The organism is Marmoricola sp. OAE513 (assembly GCF_040546585.1).
Taxonomy (GTDB): domain Bacteria; phylum Actinomycetota; class Actinomycetes; order Propionibacteriales; family Nocardioidaceae; genus Marmoricola.
This window is the reverse complement of the sequence record NZ_JBEPOC010000001.1, coordinates 726586-746629: the sequence shown is the minus strand read 5'-3', so window position 1 is coordinate 746629 and position 20044 is coordinate 726586. Positions and strand designations below refer to the sequence as shown.

General features: G+C 69.5%; 26 protein-coding genes. 17 read left to right on the top strand and 9 right to left on the bottom strand.

Annotated features, from left to right (window positions below):
- Nucleotides 1-61: 61 nt before the first annotated feature.
- The 4 genes from ABIE44_RS03610 to ABIE44_RS03600 all read left to right on the top strand — a co-directional run bounded on the left by ABIE44_RS03610 (nt 62) and on the right by ABIE44_RS03600 (nt 1536).
- Nucleotides 62-697, top strand: coding sequence for a sigma-70 family RNA polymerase sigma factor (locus tag ABIE44_RS03610; RefSeq protein WP_209722017.1), 636 nt, complete (start codon nt 62-64; stop codon nt 695-697).
- The gene (gene rsrA, locus ABIE44_RS03605) at nt 694-969 is read left to right on the top strand and encodes a mycothiol system anti-sigma-R factor (RefSeq protein WP_209722019.1); all 276 of its coding nucleotides are present in this window, start codon (nt 694-696) and stop codon (nt 967-969) included. The genes ABIE44_RS03610 and rsrA overlap by 4 nt, the downstream gene beginning before the upstream one ends.
- Nucleotides 970-1060: 91 nt before the next feature.
- Nucleotides 1061-1135, top strand: a complete 75-nt coding sequence (locus ABIE44_RS19605) for a 50S ribosomal protein bL37 (RefSeq protein WP_369759046.1) — start codon at nt 1061-1063, stop codon at nt 1133-1135.
- A 14-nt stretch (nt 1136-1149) separates the two neighbouring features.
- Nucleotides 1150-1536 carry a thioesterase family protein gene (locus ABIE44_RS03600; RefSeq protein ID WP_354437818.1) on the top strand — a complete coding sequence of 129 codons (387 nt, stop codon included), beginning with the start codon at nt 1150-1152 and terminating at the stop codon, nt 1534-1536.
- Between the two features lie 148 nt (nt 1537-1684).
- Here the strand turns inward: ABIE44_RS03600 and ABIE44_RS03595 are convergent, their stop codons facing one another.
- Nucleotides 1685-3370 (bottom strand): acetolactate synthase, encoded by a 1686-nt coding sequence (locus tag ABIE44_RS03595; protein ID WP_209722022.1) that lies wholly within the window; start codon nt 3368-3370, stop codon nt 1685-1687.
- A 13-nt stretch (nt 3371-3383) separates the two neighbouring features.
- Nucleotides 3384-4235 (bottom strand): DUF2785 domain-containing protein, encoded by an 852-nt coding sequence (locus ABIE44_RS03590; protein ID WP_209722024.1) that lies wholly within the window; start codon nt 4233-4235, stop codon nt 3384-3386.
- Between the two features lie 84 nt (nt 4236-4319).
- Here ABIE44_RS03590 and ABIE44_RS03585 point away from each other — a divergent pair, with 84 nt between their 5' ends.
- Nucleotides 4320-5780 (top strand): sensor histidine kinase, encoded by a 1461-nt coding sequence (locus ABIE44_RS03585; RefSeq protein WP_209722027.1) that lies wholly within the window; start codon nt 4320-4322, stop codon nt 5778-5780.
- A 12-nt stretch (nt 5781-5792) separates the two neighbouring features.
- On the opposite strand, the gene ABIE44_RS03580 is transcribed toward ABIE44_RS03585, so the two are convergent.
- Nucleotides 5793-6044: a WhiB family transcriptional regulator gene (locus tag ABIE44_RS03580; protein ID WP_027863177.1), complete on the bottom strand. Its 252-nt coding sequence runs from the start codon at nt 6042-6044 to the stop codon at nt 5793-5795.
- Between the two features lie 251 nt (nt 6045-6295).
- Between ABIE44_RS03580 and ABIE44_RS03575 the strand changes: the two genes are divergently transcribed.
- Nucleotides 6296-6688 (top strand): hypothetical protein, encoded by a 393-nt coding sequence (locus ABIE44_RS03575; RefSeq protein ID WP_209722029.1) that lies wholly within the window; start codon nt 6296-6298, stop codon nt 6686-6688.
- 2 nt (nt 6689-6690) lie between these two features.
- Here ABIE44_RS03575 and ABIE44_RS03570 read toward each other — a convergent pair whose 3' ends face one another.
- From ABIE44_RS03570 to sodN, 3 genes are all read right to left on the bottom strand, one after another.
- Nucleotides 6691-7461, bottom strand: a complete 771-nt coding sequence (locus ABIE44_RS03570) for an RNA polymerase sigma factor SigF (RefSeq protein ID WP_209722032.1) — start codon at nt 7459-7461, stop codon at nt 6691-6693.
- 3 nt (nt 7462-7464) lie between these two features.
- Nucleotides 7465-7848, bottom strand: a complete 384-nt coding sequence (locus ABIE44_RS03565; RefSeq protein WP_209722035.1) for an ATP-binding protein — start codon at nt 7846-7848, stop codon at nt 7465-7467.
- A 106-nt stretch (nt 7849-7954) separates the two neighbouring features.
- The gene (gene sodN, locus ABIE44_RS03560; RefSeq protein WP_209722037.1) at nt 7955-8356 is read right to left on the bottom strand and encodes a superoxide dismutase, Ni; all 402 of its coding nucleotides are present in this window, start codon (nt 8354-8356) and stop codon (nt 7955-7957) included.
- Nucleotides 8357-8462: 106 nt separating this feature from the next.
- Between sodN and ABIE44_RS03555 the strand changes: the two genes are divergently transcribed.
- From ABIE44_RS03555 to ABIE44_RS03535, 5 genes are all read left to right on the top strand, one after another.
- Nucleotides 8463-8807 carry a S24/S26 family peptidase gene (locus tag ABIE44_RS03555; protein WP_354437817.1) on the top strand — a complete coding sequence of 115 codons (345 nt, stop codon included), beginning with the start codon at nt 8463-8465 and terminating at the stop codon, nt 8805-8807.
- 181 nt (nt 8808-8988) lie between these two features.
- A complete protein-coding gene (locus tag ABIE44_RS03550; protein ID WP_354437816.1) occupies nt 8989-10179 on the top strand; it encodes an NAD(P)-dependent malic enzyme in 1191 nt (396 codons plus the stop codon).
- 10 nt (nt 10180-10189) lie between these two features.
- Nucleotides 10190-11158 (top strand): zinc-binding dehydrogenase, encoded by a 969-nt coding sequence (locus tag ABIE44_RS03545; protein ID WP_209722048.1) that lies wholly within the window; start codon nt 10190-10192, stop codon nt 11156-11158.
- The gene (locus ABIE44_RS03540) at nt 11155-11793 is read left to right on the top strand and encodes an SDR family oxidoreductase (RefSeq protein WP_209722050.1); all 639 of its coding nucleotides are present in this window, start codon (nt 11155-11157) and stop codon (nt 11791-11793) included. Before ABIE44_RS03545 ends, ABIE44_RS03540 begins: the two co-directional genes overlap by 4 nt.
- Nucleotides 11794-11949: 156 nt before the next feature.
- Nucleotides 11950-13461 (top strand): DHA2 family efflux MFS transporter permease subunit, encoded by a 1512-nt coding sequence (locus ABIE44_RS03535; protein WP_354437815.1) that lies wholly within the window; start codon nt 11950-11952, stop codon nt 13459-13461.
- Here ABIE44_RS03535 and ABIE44_RS03530 read toward each other — a convergent pair whose 3' ends face one another.
- On the bottom strand, nt 13462-14091 hold the full coding sequence (locus tag ABIE44_RS03530) for a TetR family transcriptional regulator (RefSeq protein WP_354437814.1): 630 nt from the start codon (nt 14089-14091) through the stop codon (nt 13462-13464). It abuts the gene before it with no gap.
- A gap of 148 nt (nt 14092-14239) precedes the next feature.
- Between ABIE44_RS03530 and ABIE44_RS03525 the strand changes: the two genes are divergently transcribed.
- The 6 genes from ABIE44_RS03525 to ABIE44_RS03500 all read left to right on the top strand — a co-directional run bounded on the left by ABIE44_RS03525 (nt 14240) and on the right by ABIE44_RS03500 (nt 18189).
- Nucleotides 14240-15340, top strand: coding sequence for a ferredoxin reductase (locus tag ABIE44_RS03525; protein WP_209722056.1), 1101 nt, complete (start codon nt 14240-14242; stop codon nt 15338-15340).
- Between the two features lie 251 nt (nt 15341-15591).
- Complete coding sequence (locus ABIE44_RS03520) at nt 15592-16542, top strand: fatty acid desaturase family protein (RefSeq protein WP_354437813.1); 951 nt, start codon at nt 15592-15594, stop codon at nt 16540-16542.
- Nucleotides 16542-16988, top strand: coding sequence for a cyclic nucleotide-binding domain-containing protein (locus ABIE44_RS03515; RefSeq protein ID WP_354437812.1), 447 nt, complete (start codon nt 16542-16544; stop codon nt 16986-16988). The genes ABIE44_RS03520 and ABIE44_RS03515 overlap by 1 nt, the downstream gene beginning before the upstream one ends.
- Before the next feature lie 49 nt (nt 16989-17037).
- Nucleotides 17038-17286 (top strand): hypothetical protein, encoded by a 249-nt coding sequence (locus ABIE44_RS03510; RefSeq protein WP_209722061.1) that lies wholly within the window; start codon nt 17038-17040, stop codon nt 17284-17286.
- Nucleotides 17287-17341: 55 nt separating this feature from the next.
- Nucleotides 17342-17788: a hypothetical protein gene (locus tag ABIE44_RS03505; RefSeq protein WP_209722063.1), complete on the top strand. Its 447-nt coding sequence runs from the start codon at nt 17342-17344 to the stop codon at nt 17786-17788.
- A complete protein-coding gene (locus ABIE44_RS03500; protein WP_209722066.1) occupies nt 17782-18189 on the top strand; it encodes a heavy metal-responsive transcriptional regulator in 408 nt (135 codons plus the stop codon). Before ABIE44_RS03505 ends, ABIE44_RS03500 begins: the two co-directional genes overlap by 7 nt.
- Here the strand turns inward: ABIE44_RS03500 and ABIE44_RS03495 are convergent.
- On the bottom strand, nt 18186-18809 hold the full coding sequence (locus ABIE44_RS03495; protein WP_209722069.1) for an acetoacetate decarboxylase family protein: 624 nt from the start codon (nt 18807-18809) through the stop codon (nt 18186-18188). The genes ABIE44_RS03500 and ABIE44_RS03495 overlap by 4 nt on opposite strands.
- A gap of 47 nt (nt 18810-18856) precedes the next feature.
- The gene (locus ABIE44_RS03490; RefSeq protein ID WP_209722072.1) at nt 18857-20017 is read right to left on the bottom strand and encodes a Kelch repeat-containing protein; all 1161 of its coding nucleotides are present in this window, start codon (nt 20015-20017) and stop codon (nt 18857-18859) included.
- Between the last annotated feature and the right edge of the window lie 27 nt (nt 20018-20044).

Genomic DNA, 20044 nt, shown 5'->3' with positions numbered 1-20044 from the left:
GGCCACTTTGGAGCGACCGACGGGTGCCACCCTCGTGGAAGGGTCGGTAGTCTTGAACACGATGACCGATTCACCGGAGAGCGAGAAGGCAGTCGTGGACGTGGCGACCGAGACCGAGGCTGAGCGCCAGCTCCGCTTCGAGACCGATGCGCTGCCGTACCTCGACCAGCTGTACTCCGCGGCGATGCGGATGACCCGCAACCCCCAGGATGCCGAGGACCTGGTCCAGGAGACCTTTGCCAAGGCCTTCGCGGCGTTCCACCAGTTCAAGCCGGGCACGAACCTGAAGGCGTGGCTGTACCGCATCCTCACCAACACGTTCATCAACACCTATCGCAAGAAGCAGCGCGAGCCGCAGCAGTCGATGGCTGAAGATGTCGAGGACTGGCAGCTCGCGCGCGCGGAGTCGCACAGCTCGACCGGGCTGAAGTCCGCCGAGATGGAGGCGCTCGAGCACCTTCCCGACTCGGACGTGAAGGCCGCCCTGCAGCAGCTGCCCGAGGACTTCCGCCTGGCCGTGTACCTGGCCGATGTGGAGGGTTTCCCGTACAAGGAGATCGCCGAGATCATGGACACCCCCATCGGCACCGTGATGTCGCGGTTGCACCGCGGTCGGCGCCAGCTGCGCGAGATGCTCTCGGACTACGTGCGTGACAACGACCTGACCCCCTCGGGCTCCCGAGGAGACGCGTCATGACCCAGCACCAGCACGACACCGACTGCTCCCAGGTCATCCACCAGATCTTCACGTTCATCGACAACGAGATGCCGCAGGCGGACTGCGCGGTGATCCAGAAGCACCTCGACGAGTGCGGACCGTGCCTGGCCAAGTACGACCTGGAGCGCACCGTGAAGTCGCTCGTCGCGCGGTCGTGCTCCGAGCAGGCCCCGGACGCGCTGCGGGAGAAGGTGCTCTTCCGGATCCGCGAGGTCCAGATCAGCATCGACGCCCGCGTCGAAGGTCCGTAGGACGAGCCGGGTTCGCATCCCGGCGCGATACCTGAGAAGATCGTCCCTGCTCCGCGTGCTCGTGGAGGAACACATCTCCAAGGAGGCCCCCATGGGTAAGACCGGACGCAAGCGCCGCGCTCGCAAGAAGAAGGGCGCGAACCACGGCAAGCGCCCCAACGCCTGAGCGTTGACCTTTCCGTGACAGACAGCAACACCGAGCTCCTGGGTCGCACCGCGACCCGGGAGTTCGTCGTTTCTCCGGAGTTCACCGCGGCTGCCGTGGGCTCCGGGTCGCTGCCCGTCCTGGGCACCCCGGCGCTGCTCGCCTGGTGCGAGGCCGTCACCTGCGAGGCGCTCGGCCTGACCGATCCGTCGACCTCGGTCGGCACCCGGGTCTCGTTGGAGCACCTGGCTGCGTCAAAGGTCGGCGCCACCGTCGCGGTGACCGCCACCGTCGCCTACGTCGACGGACGCCTGGTGCGGTTCGCCGCAGAAGCCCGTGACGCCGCCTCCGGCAAGCTGCTGGGGTCGGGCGAGGTCACGCGCGTGATCGTGGACGCCGAGCGCTTCCTGTCCCGCCTCTAGCGCCGACCCGGCACCGATGTGCAGGTAACGACGCCGACCCGGCAGCAATGTGCACGCGAGTGCGCTGACCCGGCACGGATGTGCACGTTCACCTGCACATCCCTGCCGGGTCACCGGTGGGCAGGTGCACATCGGTGCCGGGTCGGCGTCAGATGCCGAAGGTGGCCCGCGGGTACGCCGCGTTCACGTCGGTGATCACGTTGATCAGGTACGGCACGTTCGCGGCGAATGCTCGGTCGATCGCGGGGCCGATCTGCGCCGGGTCGGTGACCAGCTCGCCGGCGCCACCGAGGGCCTTGACGACCTCGTCGTACCGCGTGGCCGGAGCCAGGTCGGCGGCCACGTCGTACCCGTAGAGGAACTGCATCGGGCCCTTCTCCAGGCCCCAGGCGGAGTTGTTGCCGCAGATCATCACGACCGGCAGCTTGTGCCGGACCAGGGTGTCGACGTCCATCAGGGACATGCCGGCGGCGCCGTCGCCGTACAGGAGCACGACCTGGGCCGAAGGTCGTGCGAGCCGGGCGGCGATCGCGCCACCCATGCCCGCTCCGAGGCAGCCGTACGGGCCCGGGTCGAGCCAACCGCCCGGACGCTTCGGCTCCACGAACTTGCCGGCGAAGGAGACGAAGTCACCACCGTCGCCGATCACGATCGCGTCGTCGGCCAGGCGCGGCAGAAGCTCGCCGTAGATGCGTGCGGGATGGATCAGCTCGGCGGTCGATCCGAGTAGGTCGGCGTCCCGGGCGTTCGTCGCGGCGCAGGTGTCCTGGAGCGCGGTCACCCAGGGGCTCCAGTCCGGTCGGGCCTGCCGCCCGAACGCCTCGGCGATGCCGTCGAGGGCGAGCGTCAGGTCGCCGTACGCCGACGCGGCCAGCTCCGCGTGCCCCGAGACCTGGCCGGCGGAGTCCGCCAGGTGCACGACCTTCGCGACCGGGGCTCCGTCCTTGCCCCCGAAGATCCCGTAGCCGAGACGGAAGTCGAGCGGGGTCCCGACGACCACGACCAGGTCGGCGGTCCCGAGGGCCTGGCCGCGCGCCTTGGTCACCAGCAAGGGATGACCGCCGGGGACGATGCCACGACCCATGCCGTTGGTGATGGTCGGGATGCCGAGGTCCTCGACCAACCGGAGCGCCGCGACTTCGGCGCCGTCGGCCCAGACGTCGGTGCCGAGGATCAGCACCGGGCGAGCGGCAGCGGCGAGCAGGCCGGCGATCGTGTCCAGGGCGTCGGAGTCCGGGGCGACCGGGGTCGCTGCCGTCACGACGGGGCGCACCACGTCGGCGGTGTTGAAGAACTCGTCCATGGGGACGTCGACGAACACCGGTCCCCGGTGCGAGGAGCCTGCGACGGTGAAGGCCTCGTGCAGGCCGGCCGCGACGTCCGCGGCCGTCTGCAGCGTCGTGGCCAGCTTGGAGACGGGGGCCAGGATCGGCGGCTGGTCGAGCTCCTGGAGCGAACCCGTGCCCCAGCGGTTCTGCGGTGCGCGGCCGCCCACGACCACCATGGGGGAGCCTGCGAACTGGGCCTGCGCGATCGCGCTGACGCCGTTGGTGACTCCCGGGCCTGCGGTCAGCACCGCCAGGCCGGGCTTCCGGGTCAGCTTGCCGGTGGCCTCGGCCGCGAACGCGGCTGTCTGTTCGTGCCGGACGTCCAGGATCGTCATCTGCGGGTCGGCGGTGACGGCACCGTCGTACATCGGGAAGACGTGCGCGCCGGAGAGCGTGTACATCGCCTCGACCCCGTGCGCCCGCGCCACCGCCACGGCGTGCTGGCCGGCGTGGGCCTCGATCGATCCGGTGGGCGGGGTGCTGCTGGACGAGTCCGGTGAGGTCATGCGCCCGAACGTACTAGTGACTCCGCGGCGGCGGGAAGTACGCCGGGTTGGTGCGTCGCAGCTGGCCGATCAGCACGAGCAGCAGGTCCGTGCGGACGGCCGGGTGCTCCGCGGTGAGCGCGAGCTGGAGGTGCAGGCTGCGCAGGTACCCCTGGACGTTGCCGGCCACGCGGAACGGGTTCTGGTCAGCGTTGCCGCGTCCCTGGGCGTTGGCTGCCACCCGGGCCACCCACGGCTCCAGGACGTCGAGCCCGAGGATGTTGCGCTGGAGCACGTGCATGGTGGCCAGCGCGAGCCGGTCGTCCTCGCCGCTGACCCAGAAGGCGTCGGTCGGCGCGAGCAGCCGGTCCGCGATCACGTCGAGGATCACGGTGAGCTCAAGGCGCCCGACGTACGGCGAGCGGGCGAGCGCGGCCAGCGCGTCGGCGCCGTGCGCCACGGCGTGCGCCCACCCCTTGCCGACGACGAAGTCGCGCAGGTCCTCCTCGCGGGAGAGCCAGCTCATCACCCGGTCGCCCCAGCGGAGGATCACCTCGGGGCCGACCAGGCCGGTCACCGTGCTCCGGTCGATGCACTCGGTGAGGATCAGCGCCGAGAAGCTGCGCCGGAACACGGAGTCGTCCGCACGCAGGCCCAGGCCGATGTCCAGCCCGTGGCACATGCCGTCGCCGAGCCCGACCAGCAGGTCGTCGTAGACGCCCTCGTCGATCCAGGTCGCCAGCGTCGGGAAGGCGATCCCGTCGCGGATGTCGGGGTCGGGGTCGCCGAGCATCCGGGTGAGCTCCTCGGTCATGTCGACCAAGGACCTCTCCGCGGGCACCTTGAGCCCGTCGGCGACTACCTGCTCCCAGAATCCCGAGGCCATGGCCTGATTGTTGCATCCAGCACTGACGGGTCTCGGAGGGATCATCCAGCGACCCCTCCTGAGCGCGGTCGATAGGCTCGCCCCGTGCCGTCCCTGCCCGAGCTCGCCCGCGCTCACACCGACCTGACCGAGGACGACCTCGCCTGGTTGGCACTGCTCCAGGCGGACTGGCAGATCATCGCGGACCTCTCCTTCGCCGACCTGGTGCTCTGGCTGCCCGATCGCAGCGGCAGCGGGTACTGGGCGGCCGGTCAGATGCGACCCACCACGGGTCCCACCGCGCTGGTCGACGACATCGTCGGCACCTTCGTGGCGACCGGGCGCCGTCCGCTCCTGGATGCCGCGGTCGCGCAGGGCCGGATCGCGCGCGACGGCGACCCCGAGTGGCGTGACGACGTCCCGGTCCGCGTCGAGGCCATCCCGGTACGCCGCGGCGACCGGGTGATCGCCGTGGTCGGACGCAACACCAACCTGCACGGCGTCCGCACGCCGAGCCGGCTGGAGCTCTCCTACCTGCAGACGGCCGGTGAGCTCACCCAGATGATCGCGAACGGGTCGTTCCCCTACCCGGGTCAGCGCTCGGACCACGCGGACTCCCCGCGGGTCGGTGACGGTTTCATCCGGGTCGGCGCGAGCGGTCGGGTGGCCTACGCCAGCCCGAACGCGCTCTCGGTCTACCGCAAGCTCGGACTCTCCACCGACCTCGCCGACCAGAACCTGGCCGAGGTGACCCGCGCGCTGATCCCGGCGTCGATGCGCCCGGACGAGGAGACCATCAGTGCGGTGCTGGGAGCGCGGATGCCCCGGGACTCCGAGATCGGCAACCGCGAGGCGACGGTCATCGTGCGTGCGATCCCGCTACGCCCCACCGGGGAGCTCACCGGTGGTCTCATCATGCTGCGCGACGTGACCGACCTGCGCAGCCGGGACCGTGAGCTGGTGACCAAGGACGCGACCATCCGGGAGATCCACCACCGGGTCAAGAACAACCTGCAGACGGTGGCCGCGCTGCTGCGCCTCCAAGCGCGCCGGATCGAGTCGGTGCGCGGACGCGAGGCCCTCGAGGAGGCCGTACGCCGGGTGGGCGCCATCGCGGTCGTCCACGAGACGCTGAGCCAGAGCTTCACCGAGGCGGTCGAGTTCGACGTGGTGGCCGACCAGCTGATCGGCCTGGTCAGCGAGGTGGGCGCGCACGCGGGGTCGGTGGCGCTGCGGCGTACGGGCAGCTTCGGCACGGTCGAGTCGGACAACGCGACCCCGCTGGCGATGGTGCTCACCGAGGTGCTCCAGAACGCGATGGAGCACGGGTTCCCCGACGGTCGGTCGGGGACGGTCGAGGTCGCGGCCGGCGACGTGGGGGAGGAGCTCGTCGTGCGGATCTCCGACGACGGCATCGGCCTGCCGGCCGGGTTCGATCTCGCCTCGGCGAGCAGCCTGGGCCTCTCGATCGTCCAGACGCTCGTCGCCGAGCTCGGCGGGACGTTGCGACTGGGTCCGCGCTCCGAGGGTGCGGGGACGGTCGCGGAGTTCGCGTTCCCCCGGTGAGTCAGCCTGCGATCAGGCGGTGCGGACCCGGGCCCGCGCGTTGCGACGCTTCAGGGCGCGTCGCTCGTCCTCGCTGAGTCCGCCCCAGACGCCGTGGTCCTGGCCAGCTTCGAGCGCCCACGCGAGACACTGCTCGCGCACGTCGCACCGTCGGCACACCTGCTTGGCTTCCTCGATCTGGAGGATGGCCGGCCCGGTGTTGCCGATGGGGAAGAACAGTTCCGGGTCTTCGTCGAGACACGCGGAACGGTGGCGCCAATCCATGGCGATGAACTCCTGTTCGAGAGGTGTGTGAACGCGTTCACTAGGTCAGTCCTGGCGCCGTACCGATCGGGTCCGGCGCAGGGGGTTGTCACTACGTCGGAGGTACACAGGGCGCAGTTACAGACCAATCCTGGCAACGTCTGGCTGTCAGCACAAGGCCCCGCGCAGGTCACCTTCATCACAAAAGGTCGGATTTCCGGGCCTGGGACCCGAGGATTTCGTTGCGATTCAGGCGACTACCCTGGTTTCTCGTGGAAGCCGAGACCTCGCCCGACCCGCGTCAGGCCCCTGTCCCGCTCAGGGTGGCAGCGGCGGTCGTCGCCCTCGAGGGTGTGTTCGCGGTGGTGTTCGGGGCCGTGGAGGCGTTCGCCACCACGTCCGAGCGCGCGGTGATGGGCGCGACCACCTCGCTGTTCTTCGTCGCCTTCGGGGCCGGGATCGTGCTGTGCGCCTGGGGGTTGTCGAAGGTGCGCTCCTGGGCCCGCGGGCCGGTGATGCTGGCCCAGCTGATGTCGCTCGGGCTCGCCTGGAACTTCCGCGGGGGCGAGACCTGGTGGATCTCGGTGGTGCTCGCCGTCCCGGCCGTGATCGGCCTGGTCGGCATGCTGCACCCCGAGACCGTCGCCGCGCTCAACGAGGAGTAGCCCTACTCGATCTGCTGGCGCAGCTGCTCCAAGGTCCGGTTGAGCAGCCGGGACACGTGCATCTGGGAGATGCCCACCGTCTCGGCGATCTGGGACTGGGTCTGCTGGCGGAAGAAGCGCAGGATCAGGATCTGCTGCTCGCGTGCGGGCAGCCGCTCGATGAGCGGCCGCAGCGACTCGCGGATCTCCACGTGCTCCAGCGCCTCGTCGTCCTCCCCGAGGGTCTCCAGCACCGACTGGCTCTCGTCGCTGCTGTTGCCGGCGTCCAGCGACATGGTCGCGTACGCGTTGGCGGACTCGATGCCCTCGAGCACGTCCTCGACGCTCACCTCCAGCCGGTCGGCGATCTCGCGCGGCGTGGGGGAGCGCCCGAGGGACTGGGACAGGTCGCCGGTGGCCGTCGCGATCGACATCCGCAGCTCCTGGAGCCGACGGGGTACCCGTATGGCCCAGCCCTTGTCGCGGAAGTGCCGCTTGATCTCGCCGATGATCGTCGGTGTCGCGTACGTCGAGAACTCCACCCCGCGCTCGAGGTCGAACCGGTCGACGGCCTTGATCAGCCCGATCGTGCCGACCTGGACGAGGTCCTCGTAGGGTTCGCCGCGCTGGGTGAACCGGCGCGCGCAGTGCTCGACCAGCGGGCGGTGGAGCTCGATGAGCGCGTTGCGCGTCTCGACGGCTTCCGCTCCGGCGTCGGCGCTGCTGAGTGCCTCGAAGAGGGCACGGCTGCGCTCTCGCACGGTGTCGAGCACCAGGGGGCTTTCGTCGGCCATGGGTCAGGCGCGGGCGCTCGACGCGGTCGAGGACACGCTCAGGGACACCGTGAGCCGGCCGTCGGCGGCGGCTGCGTGCACGTCGGCGGCGGTCGAGGTGAGCACCTGCCAGGTGAACCCGTCCGGGTCGGGGACGGTCGCGTCCGCGACGTCGGCGCTGACCTCGATGGTGATCCGGCCGTCGCTGAGGAAGAACTCGGCCGTCAGGGATCCGCTGGGAGTGGCATCGGCCAGGACGAGCGCGCTCGCCTCGCTGATCGCCATCTTCAGGTCCTCGATGTCGTCGAGGGTGAAGTCGAGCCTGGCGGCGATACCGGAGGTGGCCATCCGCAGGACGGCGACGTACGCGGTATCCGCCGGGAGACGAACCTGTGCGTCGGGGTGCATGGGAACACCCTAGGCGAGGAAGCGGAACGGGGCCGGACCAGTGGTCCGACCCCGTTGCGGAGTTCGATTCAGCCTTGGCTCTGGACGTCGAAGGCCTTCACTCCGTTCAGGCCTTCTTGGTCTCCCAGAAGATCTCGGCGATCTCGTCGATCTTCGCGAGCAGCTCGTCGGCCGCCGCGGCGTCCAGGCTGCCCTTGGTGCCACCGGCACCGGCGAGCTTGGTGGCCTCGTTGACCAGGGTGTGCAGCTGCGGGTACTTCTCGAAGTGCGGCGGCTTGAAGTAGTCGGTCCAGAGCACCCACAGGTGGTGCTTGACCAGCTCGGAGCGCTCTTCCTTGATGATCAGGGCGCGGGTGCGGAAGTCGGGGTCGTCGTTGTCGGCGACCTTGGCGATCAGGGCCTTGATGGACTCCGCCTCGATGCGGGCCTGGGCGGGGTCGTACACGCCGCAGGGCAGGTCGCAGTGCGCGGAGACCTCGACGGTGGGGGCGAACAGACGCGCGAACATCACTATGTCCTCTCGATGGGAACTTCAGGATCCAGCCTCGCTGGTACCCAGCGAACGCCGGATCACGCCGGGATTGTTCCTGGGTACAGGTGCGACACTACTCCGCGTGGCGGCTGGTCGGCGGTGGGGTCTCGCCCGGGTGACCGGGAGGTCGATGCTGCCGACCCTCGAGCCCGGTGACCGGCTCCTGGTCCGGTACGGCGTCGAACCGGCGCCCGGTGACGTCGTGCTCGCCCGTTTCCCCGACGGCACCCTCGCCGTCAAACGCATCTCGTACGCCGCCGAGACCGTCGCCGGGACGCTCGGCTGGTACCTGCTCAGCGACAACCCCGAGGAGGGGGTCGACTCCCGGCACCGCGGTGCGCTCGCGGCAGAGTCCGTCCTCGCCGTCGTACGGGGGAGGGTCTGGCCTCGCCCCACGATGTCTGTTCGACCACATTCACGGCGCTGACCTAGGTGTCGGTCCGCGGTGTGTGAGACGATCTGTGCGGGAGATCCCCCAGTTCTGGCACTCCGTGGACCCGATCAAGGTCAGCGTCGAGCAGCCTCAGTCTCAGCCCTTGCTTCCCCGGAGCCACCCCGTGGCTTCCCGATGTCACGAGAGAGCCAACCTCATGGTTGCATTTGACCCCATGCCCGACCTGGACCCCGCGCTGAACGACGCCCGCGCCGACGACCCTGTCTTCGCCCTGCACGTCGGCGGCAAGATGGAGATCGCCGCGACCGTCGCGCTCAACGGCCCCGACGAGCTGTCCCTGGCCTACACCCCCGGCGTGGCCGACGTCTGTACCGCGATCGCGGAGGACCCGTCGATCTACTACGACTACACCTGGACGTCGAACACCGTCGCGGTCGTCACCGACGGCACCGCGGTGCTCGGGCTGGGCGACATCGGTCCGCGCGCCGCGATGCCCGTGATGGAGGGCAAGGCCGTCCTGTTCAAGCAGTTCGGTGGCATCGACGGTGTCCCGATCTGCCTGGAGACCACCGACGTCGACGAGATCGTCGAGACGGTCATCCGGCTGGCGCCCAGCTTCGGCGGCATCAACCTCGAGGACATCTCGGCGCCCCGCTGCTTCGAGATCGAGGAGCGCCTGAAGCAGGCCCTCGACATCCCCGTCTTCCACGACGACCAGCACGGCACCGCCGTGGTGACCCTGGCTGCGCTCGAGAACGCGATGAAGCTCACCGGCAAGTACCACGACACCGTCCGGATCGTCGTCTCCGGTGCCGGCGCCGCCGGGGTCGCGGTGACCCGGATCCTGCTGGCCGCCGGCTTTAAGGACATCGCGGTCGTCGACCGGGCGGGCGTGCTGCACCGCGACCGCGACGACATGAACTCCTCCAAGCGGGCGCTGGCCGCTGACACCGCCGACACCACCGGTCGCTGGGGATCCCTGGCCGCCGTGATGGACGGCGCGGACGTGTACATCGGTCTGTCCGGCGGCACCGTGCCCGAGGAGGTCGTCGCGTCGATGGCCGAGGAGCCGATCATCTTCGGCCTCGCGAACCCGACGCCCGAGGTGCACCCCGACGTCGCGCACAAGTACGCGCGCGTGGTCGCGACCGGTCGCTCGGACTTCCCGAACCAGATCAACAACGTGCTGGCGTTCCCGGGCATCTTCCGAGGTGCCTTCGACGTCCGCGCGACGGCCATCACCGAAGGCATGAAGCTCGCCGCGGCCCAGGCGCTGGCCGCCATCGTCGGCGACGACCTCAGCGAGGACCACATCATCCCGTCGCCGTTCGACCCGCGTGTCGGGCCCTCGGTGGCGAGCGCGGTCGCCGAGGCTGCGCGACGCGACGGCGTCGCCCGCCGCTAGTCTCGGCCGTATGTTCGCCGTCTACGCCGAGAAGTTCTCCACCGAAGATCCCCTCTCCGGGCTGGTGATCGGGGAACGTCCCGACCCGGTCGTCCCCGACGGCTGGGCCAGGGTCACCGTCAAGGCGGCCTCGCTCAACCATCACGACCTGTGGTCCCTGCGCGGTGTCGGTCTGCGCGAGGAGGCGCTGCCGATGATCCTCGGCTGCGACGCGGCCGGGTACGACGAGGACGGCAACGAGGTCGTCGTGCACGCGATCATCAACGACCCGCTCTGGTCCGGCGACGAGACCCTCGACCCGAAGCGGTCGATCCTCTCCGAGCGCTACCAGGGAACCTTCGCCGACACCGTGGTCGTCCCGCGGCGCAACCTGATCCCGAAGCCGGCGTCCCTGTCGTTCGCGGAGGCGGCCACGCTGCCGACCGCCTGGCTGACGGCGTACCGGATGCTCTTCACCCAGGGTGACCTCAAGGCGGGCGACACCGTGCTGGTCCAGGGAGCCGGTGGGGGAGTCGCGACTGCGTGCATCACCCTGGCCCGGGCCGCCGGGCTCAAGGTGCTCGCCACCAGCCGGGACGAGGACAAGCGTGCCCGTGCGCTGGAGATCGGTGCCCACGAGGTGTTCGAGTCCAGCGCCCGGCTGCCGGTGAAGGTCGACGCCGTGATGGAGACCGTCGGCCGGGCGACCTGGACGCACTCGATCCGCGCGCTGCGCCCCGGCGGGAAGGTCGTCATCTCCGGCACGACGTCGGGTCCGAACCCGGACGACGCCGAGCTGACCCGGATCTTCTTCCTGCAGCTGAGCGTGATCGGCTCGACCATGGGCTCGTCCTCGGAGCTGGCCAGCCTGATCTCGCTGCTGGACGCCACCGGGATCAAGCCGCTGATCGACCGCGAGCTGCCGATGGAGCAGGCGCGCGAAGGGTTTGCGGCGATCGCCGCGGGTGACGTCTTCGGGAAGATCGTCCTCACCCGATGAGGACCCACCTCGTCACGGGGGCCGGTTCCGGGATCGGGGCCGACCTGGCCGCGCGCCTGGAGGCCCGCGGCGACGAGGTCGTGCGCGTGACCCGCGACGTCGTCGACCTCAGCGACGCCGCGGCTGTGCACGCCTGGGCGGTCGACCTCGCCGCACGCACGCCGCGCCTGGACTCGCTGCACCACGTTGCGGGGACCGTGGAGCTGGCCACGGTGGCGGAACTCGCCCCGGCCGACTGGGAGCGTCAGATCGCGGTGAACCTGACTGCTCCGGCCGTGCTCACGGCGCCGTTGCTGCCCGCGCTTCGCGCGGCCCGGGGGACGGTGGTGCTGGTGAACTCCTCGGCCGGGCTGGTCGCGAACGCGACCTGGTCGGCGTACGCCGCCTCGAAGTTCGGGCTGCGGGCCTTCGCGGACGCCCTGCGGGCCGAGGAGGCCGAGCACGGGGTCCGGGTCACGACGATCTTCCCCAGTCGCACCGCGACGCCGATGCAGGAGAAGGTGCACGAGCAGGAGGGCCGCACCTACGACGCGTCCCGCTGGATCCAGCCGGGGACCGTCACGGACTCGATCTTGCACATCCTGGACCTGCCCGCTGACGCCACGGTGCCGGAGATCACGCTGCGACCGCGCTGAAGAACTGTTTATTCATTCGGGAATGTCGGCGGACTCACTTAGGTTTTCCCTCGAAGCCGGTGTCGTATTCGCGGGATCTCGTTCGTCGTAGGTGTGACAGGACGGACCTGGTACGTAGCCCAGGCCCGGCACATCAGACTTTCCGAAGGATCCCCCATGCAACCCACCCCCACCTCGGCTGCCGCCGGCGGCGAGCGCACGAGCCCGAAGGACATGGCCGTCCTCCGCTGGCTGGTCGCCGCGACGTTCATCGTGATCCTCAACGAGACGATCATGATCAACGCCGTTCCCGATCTCACCCGACACTTCGGCGTCAGCGACCGGGCTGCCGCTTGGCTCACGACGGCCTTCATGCTCACGATGGCCGTGGTCATCCCGATCACCGGCTGGTTCCTGCAGCGTGTCACGACCCGACAGGCGTTCGGCCTGGCGATGGCCGTGTTCTGCACCGGAACGCTGCTCGCTGCGGTCACGCCGCAGTCGATGTTCTGGGTACTGATCGTGGCGCGGGTCATCCAGGCTGCGGGAACCGCGGTGATGATGCCGCTCCTCATGACGACGCTGATGAACGTGGTGCCCGAGAGCGACCGGGGTCGCGTGATGGGCAACGTCACTCTCGCGATGTCGGTGGCCCCGGCCATGGGCCCGGCCGTGTCCGGTCTCATCCTGAACGCTCTGTCGTGGCGCTGGATGTTCCTGCTGGTGCTGCCGGTCGCTGCGCTGATCGGTCTGGCCGGTCTCCGCAAGCTCACCAATGTCGGTGAGCCGACGGCTGGGTCGATCGACGTCATCAGCGTGATCGCGTCCGCCCTCGGGTTCGGCGGCCTGGTCTACGGGCTCAGCCTGATCGGGGACGACAAGGCGCCGATCGCCCCGGGCATCCTGATCGCGATCGGCGTCGCAGTGCTGGCCCTGTTCGTCCTGCGTCAGCTCATCTTGCAGCGCGTCGACCGGCCTCTGCTCGACCTGCGCGCGTTCAACTACCGCACCTTCACCATGTCGCTCGTGCTGATGGCCGTCGCGTTCATGGTGTTCCTGAGCGTGCTGTTCCTGCTGCCGCAGTACCTGCAGAAGGCCCGTCACCTCAGCGAGCTCCAGACCGGCTTCCTGCTGATGCCGGGTGGTCTGGCGATGGGTCTGCTCGGTCCTCGGGTCGGGAAGGTCTTCGACAAGGTCGGCGGCCGGCCGCTCGTCATCCCGGGATCCATCGCGATCTTCGTCTCCGTCGCGCTGTTCACCCAGGTGGACCTCGAGACGCCGTACGCCGTGATCCTCGCGATGCACATCGTGATGATGATCGGGCTGGCGATGGTCTTCACGCCGGTGTTCACCCTCGGCCTGGGTGCTCTCCCGCAGAAGTACTACTCGCACGGCAGCTCCCTGCTCGGAGCCCTCCAGCAGGTCGCCGGCGCGGCCGGCGCGGCGGTGTCGGTCGCGGTGCTGTCCGCGCGGGCCAAGGACCTGTCGGCAGCGGGCGACAGCTTCGAGAGCGCTTTCACGGGCGGTATGGAGCGCGCCTTCATGGTCGGCGCGGCGTTCGCGATCGTCGTCGTGGCGATCGCGTTCGTCCTGCCCGGGCGGCTGCCCGAGCAGGAGAACCCCAGTGCTCCGGTCGCGGGAGCCTCGGACGACGACCTGCTCGGCGAGGCCGAGTCCGCGACGGTGTAATCAGCGCGGGGCGCTGGACTTCCAGTTCAGCGCCCCGACGATCACCATCAGCAGCTGGCTGCGTGCGCGAGCGCGCAGCGCAGGCAGGTCGCGGTCGCCGGCGAGCAGGATCTCCTCGGAGGTGCTGATCATCGAACCGACGATCAGGTTCGCCAGCGACCGGAGGTCCTCGCTCGACCAGTGGTCCATCGGGAGCCGTGCGAGGTCGGTGGCGAGCTCGCGCTCGAAGAGGCCGAACTGCTGACGGATGGCGGTTCGTGCGACGGCTGAGCCGCCGGACTTCTCGCGCGCGATGAAGCCGAAGTGGGCCCGCTCGGCGCGGACGTGGGTGACCAGGACGTCGACCGACCTATCAACGATCTGCCCCAGTGACGGGGTTCCCTGTCGCACGTCCCGGATCATCGCGCGCAGGGACACGAAGGACTCCTCGACCAGCGCGAGGCCGAGCTCGTCGATCGAGGCGAAGTGCCGGTAGAAGGCGGTGGGGACGATCCCGACCTCCTTCGCGACCTGCCGGAGCGAGAGTCCGGCCAGCCCGGTGTCCTCGGTCAGGCGCAGCGCGGCGTCCAGGATGGCGCGCCGGGTGCGCTCCTTCTGGTCGCTGCGGCTCACGGGGGAGGTGTCGGTCACGGGAATCAGGGTACCGAGACCTGCTTTGCCGCGTTTCGGTGTACGGATGTAAACCGTGTTGGGCGTCACGCCATCGGTCACTTGACCCAGGATTGCTGGGGCGGTCATAGTTTCAGTGTACGCACGTTCACTGAAGGGAGGCCACCTGATGACACTGACCACCAAGCTTCTCGGGTCCAAGACCCTCGCCGCGTTGACCGCACCGCACGGTGTGGACCGGTACCTGGAGATGTTCAACCCGATGTGGGCCGCCACCGAGGTTCGAGCCCGCGTCGTCGACATCCGCCGGGAGAACCCGGAAGCCACCGGCTCTGCGCCGGTCGCCACCTTGACCCTGCAGCCGACCAGCACGTGGCGCGGGCACCGCGCCGGCCAGTACGTCCAGGTGGGTGTCGACATCCCGGGCACCGCCCGCCGGTTCACCCGCTGCTTCTCGATCTCCTCGGCGGCCTCGCTGCCGGGCGAGCGGATCACGCTCACCATCCGTGCCAACGACGAGGGCCAGGTGTCGAAGTTCCTGGTCAGCGAGGCCAAGGTCGGCCAGATGCTGCACCTGAGCCAGGCGGACGGCGACTTCACGCTGCACGAGAGCGCTGCCACGCCCACCAACAACCACCTGGTGATGATCTCCGGCGGGTCCGGCATCACCCCGGTGATGGCGCAGATCCGCACGCTGCTGCGCGACGGCTACGACGGCCGCGCCAACCGCAAGATCACCTTTCTGCACTTCGCGCGCAGCGAGGCCGATCAGATCTTCGCCGATGAGCTCGCGCAGATCGCCGAGGCGGACAACCACATCGACGTGCACCTGCGGTACGGCGACCAGACGTTCAGCGAGTTCGAGCTGCGGCGGCTCGTCCCCGACTTCCGCAACACCGACACCTGGGCCTGCGGCCCGGGCGGACTGATTGACCTGGTCCGGGACGCCTACGGCGAGGAGAATCCCCGCCTGCGGGTGGAGTTCTTCAAGCCGCCGACCATCGCCGCCGGCAACGCCGAGGGCGAGGTGTCGTTCACACGTGCCGGCGAGACCGCTGAGAACACCGGCGCCACCCTGCTGGAGCAGGCCGAGGCCCTCGGGCTCAAGCCCGAGTTCGGGTGTCGGATGGGCATCTGCTTCTCGTGCGTGAAGACCAAGACCGACGGCACCGTCCGCAACGTCCTGACCGGCGAGGAGTCCTCGCTGCCCGACGAGGAGGTGCGGATCTGCGTGTCCGCCCCGGTCGGCAGCTGCTCCGTAGACCTCTGATCCACTGACACCAAGGGAGATCACCATGACCATCACCGACATCCCCACCAAGATCGCCAAGCAGGCCAAGAAGCGGTCGACCGTGCGCGCCAGCGACCCGAAGAGCCCCAACCTCACTCCCGAGCAGCTCGAGGAGTTCGGCAACGAGATGGACGCCCTGCGCCAGCGGGTCCTGTCCCAGCTCGGCAAGGAGGACGCGGACTACATCCGCAACGTCGTCAAGCGCCAGCAGCAGTTCGAGATCGCCGGCCGTGCCCTGTTCTACCTTCCGCCGGCCTGGCCGCCTGGCCGTCGCCGCTCTGAGCGTCTCCAAGATCCTGGAGAACATGGAGATCGGCCACAACGTCATGCACGGCCAGTACGACTGGATGGGCGACCCCAAGCTGAACTCGCGGATCTACGACTGGGACAACGTCTGCCCCGGCGAGCAGTGGAAGTACAGCCACAACTACATCCACCACACCTTCACCAACATCCTCGGCAAGGACCGCGACATCGGGTACGGCATCCTGCGGATGGACGAGGACCAGAAGTGGCACCCGTACTACCTGGGCAACCCGGTCTACGCGTTCCTGCTGATGATCTTCTTCGAGTGGGGCGTCGCGATGCACGACCTCGAGGTCGAGAACATCGTCAAGGGCACCCGCAAGATGGAGGAGAACGCCCAGCTGCACCGCGGCATCATGGCGAAGGTGAAGCGCCAGGCGCTCAAGGACTACCTGCTGTTCCCGGCGCTGACGGGTCCGCTGTTCCCGCTGACCTTCGCCGGCAACGCGGCGGCCAACCTGGTCCGCAACGTGTGGGCGTTCAACATCATCTTCTGCGGACACTTCCCGGCGGGCGTCGCGACGTTCACCGAGGAGGAGTGCGAGAACGAGTCGCGGGGCCACTGGTACTACCGCCAGCTGCTCGGCTCGGCCAACATCACCGGTGGCAAGCTGCTGCACCTGATGTCGGGCAACCTCTCGCACCAGATCGAGCACCACTTGTTCCCCGACATCCCGGCCCGCCGCTACCCGGAGCTGGCCGTCGAGGTGAAGCAGATGTGCGAGAAGTACGGCATCGAGTACAACACCGGCACCCTCGGCAAGCAGCTGTTCAGCGTGGCGAAGAAGATCGTCCGGCTCTCGCTGCCGAACGGCAAGCCGAAGACCTCCCCGGACGCGACGGCCTCCACCGCCGACGAGACTGCGGCCGCCTGATGGGCAACCGCTCCATGACGTCCACCTCGCCCGCCCCGCGCTCGGGGCGGGACGAGGTGGACGGTGCCTTCCGTCGGCTGCGCGCGCTCGGCACCTTCGCCGGCGCGACCGACGCCGAGCTCCGTGCCGTCGTCGCGGCCGGCACCCTGGTGACGGTTCCGGCGGGCTGGTCGCTGATCTGGGACCGCACGCCCGCCGACAAGGCCTACGTCGTCCTGGACGGCACCGTCGAGGTCCGTCGGGGAGACGACGTCGTCGCGACCCTGGCGGGCGGTGACGTGATCGGCGAGGTCGCGATCCTGGACCGCAGCCTGCGCACCGCCACCGTGACGGCAACCACCCCGCTCAGCGTGCTGCACTTCGTGCGCGAGCAGGTCGAGCGCCTGTACGCCGAGGTCCCCGCTGTCCGCCGTGCCCTAGACAGTGCCGCGGCCGAGCGGTCCTGAGATCACCGACACGTTGCCCCGCGGCGGACGGCCAACCACACTGGTGCGCATGAAGGACAAGCTCAGCAAGGCCGAGATCCGCAAGGACGCCGTCCAGGACGGCGTCGAGGCCGTGACCCACGCGGTCGGCCAGGGCACCCAGATCGTGATCGGGGCGGTCTCCGACCTCGCCAAGACGGTCGGTGGTCTGGCAACGGACCTGTTCGAGATCCGTGACGCCTCCAAGCGCGCTGCCGAGGACCTCGGCCCGGACGACCGCGCAGGGGACGTCGGGACGGGCGACGACACCGTCGCCTGATCGCCTGAGGTGCCGGCTTGACCTTGCACCCAGGTGCAGGCTTCAGCCTGGGTGCATGACACCTGAAGCCATCCGACGCATCGTCCGCTCCTCCGCCCTCTACGACCTGATCGTGACGGCCGGCTTCGCGCTGCCGTGGACGGCCACCGCTGCCCTGACCTCCATCGTGAACGTGCACCGGGGGCTCGGGCTGCACGGAGACCTGCCCGTGCTCGACGATCCCTACACGCTGCTGTTCGCCAACCTCCTGGGCAGCATCGTCGTGGTCTGGTCGGTCGTTCGGCTACTACGCCCCGAGCCGCTGCTCGGCGCGGCCGACACCGTGGGTCGCCTGCTGTTCTCGACGTGGTTCGCCTGGGCGCTGGCGCACGGCGCCTCGCCGGTCCTCGTCGGGTTCCTCGCGCTCGAGGTCGCGTGGGGCCTGCTGCAGGGCGTTGCCGTCAGCGGGTACGTGACGGCCGCCCTGCGGAGTCGGCGGCGTCGTACGCTCGCACCATGCTGATCTCCGACCTCGCCGGCGCAGCCGGGGTGAAGACGTCGACCGTCCGCTTCTACGAGCGCAAGGGCATCCTGGCGAGTCCGCAGCGAACCACCAGCGGCTACCGGGAGTACGACGACGCCGACGTCGACCGGTTGCGCTTCCTCAAGCGTGGTCAGGAGCTCGGCTTCACGTTGGCCGAGCTCCGTGCGATGACGTCGTTCTCCGGGACGGCCGGGCCGCTGTCGGGGGAGATCAGCGCGCTCGGCACGGCCAAGCTCGCTGAGATCGACGAACGGATCGCCGACCTGGCGCGTGTTCGCGGCGCACTGGCGGGCTTGCTCGAGGCGCAGTGCATCGAGCCCGACGTGCCGTGCCCGATCATCCAGGCCCTGGCCCAGCCGCGCAGCTCGTTGTCGGTCTAGCCGAAGGACATCGTGAAGTCGGCTTGACGGAACGACGCGATCGTCCGCTTGCCGGCCAGCCAGCCCAGGGCACCGTCGGGGTTGAAGTCCCAGCGCGCCCGGCACGGGGCTGCCTTGGACGATCCGACGAGAGCGGCGGTGACCTCCTCGCCCGACTCCCTCTGCTGCCAAGTGCTGCCCTTGAACGGCAGCCGCGGCACGGCGCGGGAGATGTCGGTGAACGACGCGGTCGCGATCGGGACGCCGTCGAGCTCGGTGGTCCACAGGGTCCGGGTGATCGGGCCGTTGGTGGTGCTCGTGACGCTGAAGTCGCAGAGGTCCTTCGGGATCGCCCACAGGTCGCGGCCGCCGTGCATCGAGGGGACCGAGTCGACCCAGATGTCGGTGATGTTCACGGCCTTGTTGACCGGACGGGCCACCAGCAGCTCGCCGTACGTGAGCGGGCTCGGGTCCTCGTACTTGACCAGGGCGACGCCGTACACGCCGGGCTCGCGGTCCGGGTGGTCCCCGGCGCGCACCTTGAACAGCGAGAGCCACAGCTGCCCGGTCATGTTCCAGGGAGCAGCCGGGTAGCTGACGTCGTCGGTCGTGTTGGGGGCGGAGATCCACTGCACGGTCATGGTCGGCAGTCTAGGACAGGTTCTGACAGTGAGTCCTGTCAGACGCGTCACGTAGCAGGCAGGGTCCAGGACCAGACGGTCCCGTCGCGGGACCCGTCGTTGGTCCGTGACTCGTTGGTGCCCGTGACGACGACCAACCGGTCGCCTGCCCACACGGCAGGTCCGGGCCTCTCGGCGGACCCCTTCGGGCGCGGAATCCTGGTCCAGGTCCTGTCGGCATCGTTGTAGATCCAACCCTCGGCCGCGACCAGCCGCGCGCCGGGTGCCTCCACGGTCCAGCCGCCTGAGAGGTACTTCGGGGGGTCCGGCAGGTCCGACCAGGTTCGGGTCGCAACGTCCAGGACGCCGCCGAACGGGACCATCCGGCCGTAGTCGCCCTTGCCTCCGCCGCCGCCGTTGGTCGCGTCCAGGGCCACGTTCACCACCCGGTCGCCGATCACGGACCAGATCCCGCCGCCGAGCTGTCGGCTCTCCGGCACCCGGGTCCAGCGGTTCGTCCGGCGGTCCAGGAGCGCCGCCCGCAGGTACGCCGGCTGGTCGCCGGAGCCCGGGTTCTCGACCAGCTCCGCGGCGGTGAGCAGCAGGCCCTGCGGCGTGGAGATGACGCCCCGGCCGAAGGACGGCCCGAGCGGGTCCGCCGGGAGCTCGGACCAGCGCTCACGCGGCACGTCGTACGCCAGGTCGGGCAGCGTCTCGGTCTCGTCGCTGCCCGAGGCCAGCACCAGCCGGTCACCGTCGCCCTCCAGGTCGTACCAGCTGGAGATCTTTCGGAGGGTCGTCCAGCGGTCCATCGCGACCTCGTAGGAGAGCAGGTCGCTGTTCGCCTTGATGAACAGCGTGCCGGCGACGAACGCTGAGGACGAGTACGACGGCACCTGCACCGGAGCATCGGCGATCTTCCGCCAGCGACCGGTCGCCGGGTCGAGGGCGGCCCCGTCGGTGGCCGACTCGTTGCCGACCTGGCAGTCTGCGTTCGGCGGGCACGTGTCGCCCGTCTCGCCTCCGACCGCCAGGACCTCGGTGCCGGTCCAGGCGACCACCGGGGCGTAGCGCGAGGACAGCGGCAGGTCGGGCAGCCGCTTCCAGTCCGAGGCGACCTCAGGTTCCGGGCCGAGTGCGCTGGTGCTCCGGTCGTTGTCGTCACCGCACCCGGCCACCAGGCTTGTGACGAGCAGCAGCGGCAGGACGGCGATCAGGCGTGCGGGCATGTCCCTAGGACGCCGGGAGCCCCGCAC